4 protein-coding genes and 1 pseudogene are annotated in these 4,268 nt (G+C 70.3%); all 5 read right to left on the minus strand.

Annotation, left to right across the window (positions count from 1 at the left end):
* Positions 1-717: pseudogene (gene carB, locus ACOJSN_RS07325) on the minus strand (carbamoyl phosphate synthase large subunit); the annotation flags it as partial.
* Positions 717-1,898 (minus strand): glutamine-hydrolyzing carbamoyl-phosphate synthase small subunit, encoded by a 1,182-nt coding sequence (carA, locus tag ACOJSN_RS07330; protein ID WP_420111849.1) that lies wholly within the window; start codon positions 1,896-1,898, stop codon positions 717-719. The pseudogene carB and the gene carA, both read right to left, overlap by 1 nt.
* Positions 1,898-2,362, minus strand: coding sequence for a hypothetical protein (locus ACOJSN_RS07335; protein ID WP_420111850.1), 465 nt, complete (start codon positions 2,360-2,362; stop codon positions 1,898-1,900). Before ACOJSN_RS07335 ends, carA begins: the two co-directional genes overlap by 1 nt.
* Entirely contained in the window at positions 2,359-3,669 is a 1,311-nt protein-coding gene (locus ACOJSN_RS07340) for a dihydroorotase (RefSeq protein WP_420111851.1), read from the minus strand. Before ACOJSN_RS07340 ends, ACOJSN_RS07335 begins: the two co-directional genes overlap by 4 nt.
* A partial coding sequence (locus tag ACOJSN_RS07345) for an aspartate/ornithine carbamoyltransferase family protein (protein ID WP_420111852.1) occupies positions 3,666-4,268 on the minus strand: 603 nt, incomplete at its 5' end. The genes ACOJSN_RS07340 and ACOJSN_RS07345, both read right to left, overlap by 4 nt.

Here is a 4,268-nt window from a genome sequence, read left to right on the forward strand (position 1 = left end):
CGGGTCGAGGTTCTCGATGGAGCAGACGACGACGACGTTGTCCTTGCCGTCGCGCATGAGCTCGAGCTCGTACTCCTTCCACCCGAGGATCGACTCCTCCAGCAGCACCTCGGTGGTCGGGCTGTAGTGCAGACCGGCCCCGGCGATCTGCCGCAGCTGCTCCTCGTCGAACGCGATCCCGGAGCCGAGACCGCCCATGGTGAACGAGGGCCGCACCACGACCGGGTATCCGAGATCGGCGACGCCGGCGAGGACGTCCTCCATCGAGTGGCAGATGGCCGAGCGAGCGGACTCGGCGCCGCACCGCTCGACGACACCCTTGAACTGGTCGCGGTCCTCGGCCAGGTTGATCGCCTCGATGTTCGCGCCGATCAGCTCGACGCCGTAGCGCTCCAGCACGCCGCGCTCGTGCATCGCGATCGCGGCGTTGAGCGCCGTCTGGCCGCCGAGCGTGGGCAGCAGCGCGTCCGGGCGCTCCTTGGCGATGATCGCCTCGACCACGTCGGGGGTGATCGGCTCCACGTAGGTGGCGTCCGCGAACTCCGGGTCGGTCATGATCGTGGCCGGGTTGGAGTTGACGAGGATGACGCGCAGTCCTTCCTCGCGCAGCACCCGGCAGGCCTGGGTGCCCGAGTAGTCGAACTCGGCGGCCTGCCCGATGACGATCGGGCCGGACCCGATGACGAGGACGCTGGAGATGTCGGTGCGGCGGGGCATCAGGCGGCGCTCTTTCCGGAGATCAGATCCACGAAGCGGTCGAACAGGTAGGCGGCGTCGTGCGGGCCGGCGGCGGCCTCGGGGTGGTACTGCACCGAGAACGCCGGGAGATCGAGGCAGCGGAGACCCTCGACCACGTTGTCGTTGAGGCCCACGTGGGAGACCTCCACACGGCCGTACCGGCCGTCGTCGTGGGGTGCGGTGACGGGTTCCCCGATCGGCGCGTCGACGGCGAAGCCGTGGTTCTGCGACGTGATCTCGACCTTGCCGGTCAGCAGGTCCTTGACCGGCTGGTTGATGCCACGGTGCCCGAACGTCAGCTTGTAGGTCCCGAGCCCGAGTGCGCGGCCGAGGATCTGGTTCCCGAAGCAGATGCCGAAGTAGGGGATCTTCCGGTCGAGGACCTCGCGCAACAGCGCGACCTCGTGCACCGACGCCTCGGGGTCGCCGGGGCCGTTGGAGAAGAACACGCCGTCCGGCTGCACCGCCAGCACGTCCTCGATCGTCGAGGTCGATGGAAGCACATGCACCTCGACGCCCCGCTCGGCCAGCCGTTGCGGCGTCATCGCCTTGATCCCGAGGTCCACCGCGGCGACCCTCGCGATCGGGTCCCGTCCGGCGAAATCGCCCGACGGCGGGACGACGTACGCCTCTGAGGTGGTCACCTCTCGCGCCAGGTCGGCGCCGGCCATGCCGGGGGCGGTCTTGACCTGCTCGAGGAGCTCCGCCTCGCCGTGCGCGCCAGGCAGCGTGGGGAGCGCGTCGCCGGAGAAGAGCCCGGCCCGCATGACACCCCGGTCACGCAGGTGCCGGGTGAGCGCACGAGTGTCGATGTCGCTAATCCCGACCACACCCTGCTCGGTCAGCTCATCCTCCAGCTCACGCGTGGAGCGCCAGTTCGAGGCGCGTCGCGCACGGTCGCGGACCACGTAGCCGGCCACCCAGATCCGGCGGGACTCGGGGTCCTCGTCGTTCACGCCTGTGTTGCCGATGTGGGGTGCGGTCATCACCACGATCTGGCGGTGGTAGGAGGGGTCCGTGAGCGTCTCCTGGTAGCCGGTCATGCCGGTGGAGAACACGATCTCGCCCAGGGCGCGGCCACGAGCACCGTAAGCGCGGCCACGCAGCACGTAGCCGTCCTCGAGCACGAGCAGCGCGGGGTCGGGGGCAGTGGTGGTCATCAGACTCCCTGGTTCTCGATGAGGGCGGTCACGCGGTCGCGCAGGCGGTCACGCTCGGCGTCGTTGCGCATGCGGACACCGGTCTCGAGCTCATAACCACCGTGCGTCCACTGCACGATCACGAGCGAGGACGTGGTGCGCACGCCGTCGAGCTTCGCGGTGGGGATGAACAACGTCGGTGCGCGGCGCCGATCGAGCAGCACCCCATCGGTCCGGACAGCGGCGATCGCTGTGCCGCGTTTGTCGAGTCCGCGTGCGATCACGCGCTCGTCGTGGTGTCCCTTGATGCTCGTCACCACGTAGGTGGTCTCGAGCCCGTGGTCGGCTCCGCCGGCCGGGACCTTCGGAAGCGGCGGGAGGTTCGGCCCCTCCTTCGGCGCCGGCGCGAACGCAGTGCGCCGCAGCAGCGAGAAGACCAGCAGCCCGACCAGCAGGACCGCGAGGAGGATCCAGACGATTTTCACGCGCCGACCTCGACCGGCTGACCACTGAGGACCGTGGCCCGGCCGCCGTAGAACGTCGCGACCACGCGGCCGGGCAGGTCACGTCCGGCGAACGGGGTGTTGTCGCTCGCCGTTCGAAGCTCCTGCGGGACCACGGGCCAGCGCGCCTCGGGGTCGACGAGGGTCAGATGTGCGGGCTCTCCCGGCGCGATCGGGCGACCCTGGTCGCTCACTCTGCCGATTGCGGCCGGCGTCGCGGACATCGTGCGGGCCACGTCCTCCCACCCGAACGTCACGTCGTCGGCCAGCACCATCGACTCGATCACGACCGACAGCGCGGTCTCGAGTCCGGTCATGCCGAACGCGGCGGCGTCGAACTCGCAGTCCTTGTCCTCGCTCGGGTGCGGGGCGTGGTCGGTCGCCACGATGTCGATCGTGCCGTCGGCCAATCCCTCACGCACCGCGAGCACGTCCTGCGCGGTCCGCAGCGGCGGGTTCACCTTGAACTGCGGGTCGTAGCCGCGGACCACCTCGTCGGTCAGGAGCAGGTGGTGGGGTGTGACCTCCGCCGTAACCGGGATCCCCCGCGCCTTCGCCCAGCGGACGATGTCGACGCTACCGGCGGTCGACAGGTGACAGATGTGCACGCGCGAGCCGACGTGTTCGGCGAGCAGCACGTCGCGGGCCACGATCGACTCCTCGGCCACGGCCGGCCAGCCACCCAGACCGAGCTCGGCCGACACCACGCCTTCGTTCATGACCGCACCGACTGTGAGGCGCGGCTCCTGCGAGTGCTGGGCGATCACGCCGTCGAATGCCTTGACGTACTCGAGCGCCCGGCGCATCAGCACCGGGTCGTCCACGCACACACCGTCGTCGGAGAACACCCGCACACCGGCGGCCGAGTCGGCCATGGCGCCCAGCTCGGCGAGCCGCTCGCCGCCCAGGCCCACGGTCACGGCGCCCACGGGGCGCACATCGACCCATCCCGCGTCGCGCCCGAGCCGCCAGACCTGCTCGACCACGCCGGCCGTGTCGGCGACCGGCTGCGTGTTCGCCATGGCGTGCACACAGGTGAAGCCACCCAGCGCCGCCGCCCGGGTCCCGGACCATACGGTCTCGGCATCCTCACGCCCCGGCTCGCGCAGGTGGGTGTGCAGGTCGACCAGCCCCGGCAGCACCCGCAGCCCGTTGGCATCGATCGTGGTCGCGCCGTCGGCCTCGTCGCTCGCACCTGCGCCGATCGCAGCGATCAGGCCGTCCCGCAGCAGGATGTCGGTGCTCGAGCCGTCGGGCAGGCTCGCGCCCTTGATCAGGTAGTTCGTCATTCGTGGTGCCCTCCTCCGAGCAGCATGTACAGCACCGCCATCCGTACGGCCACGCCGTTCGTCACCTGCTCCAGGATCACGGCCTGAGCGGAGTCCGCGGCCTCCGCTGAGATCTCGAGCCCACGGTTCATCGGACCGGGGTGCATCACGAGCGCGTCGCCACCGAGCGCCGCGAGCCGCTTGCGGTCGAGGCCGAACTTGCGCGAGTACTCCTGCGGTGAGGGGAAGAACCCGCCGCCGGCTGCACTCATCCGCTCTCGCTGCACACGCAGCATCATGATGGCGTCCGCGCCCGCGGAGATCGCACCGTCCAGGTCGTAGGACACCGTGCACGGCCACGTCTGCACGCCGACCGGCAGCAGCGTCGGCGGGCTCACGAGCGTGACCTCGGCGCCGAGCGTGTGCAGCAGGTCCACGTTGGAGCGCGCCACCCGCGAGTGGAGGACGTCACCGACCACCAGCACCCGGACGCCGCTCAGATCCGCACCGATCGCCTCCTCGCCGCGCAGGCGCCGCCGCATCGTGTACGCGTCGAGCAGAGCCTGCGTCGGGTGCTGGTGCTTCCCGTCGCCTGCGTTGATCACCGGTGCGTCGATCCA

The organism is Pseudactinotalea sp., from assembly GCF_048594945.1.
Taxonomy (GTDB): domain Bacteria; phylum Actinomycetota; class Actinomycetes; order Actinomycetales; family Beutenbergiaceae; genus Pseudactinotalea.

Excerpts from the sequence above, each read along its gene's own strand:
- ACOJSN_RS07340 (WP_420111851.1), bottom strand. The coding sequence starts at position 3,669 with ATGACGAACTACCTGATCAAGGGCGCGAGCCTGCCCGACGGCTCGAGC.
- carA (WP_420111849.1), bottom strand. The coding sequence starts at position 1,898 with ATGACCACCACTGCCCCCGACCCCGCGCTGCTCGTGCTCGAGGACGGC.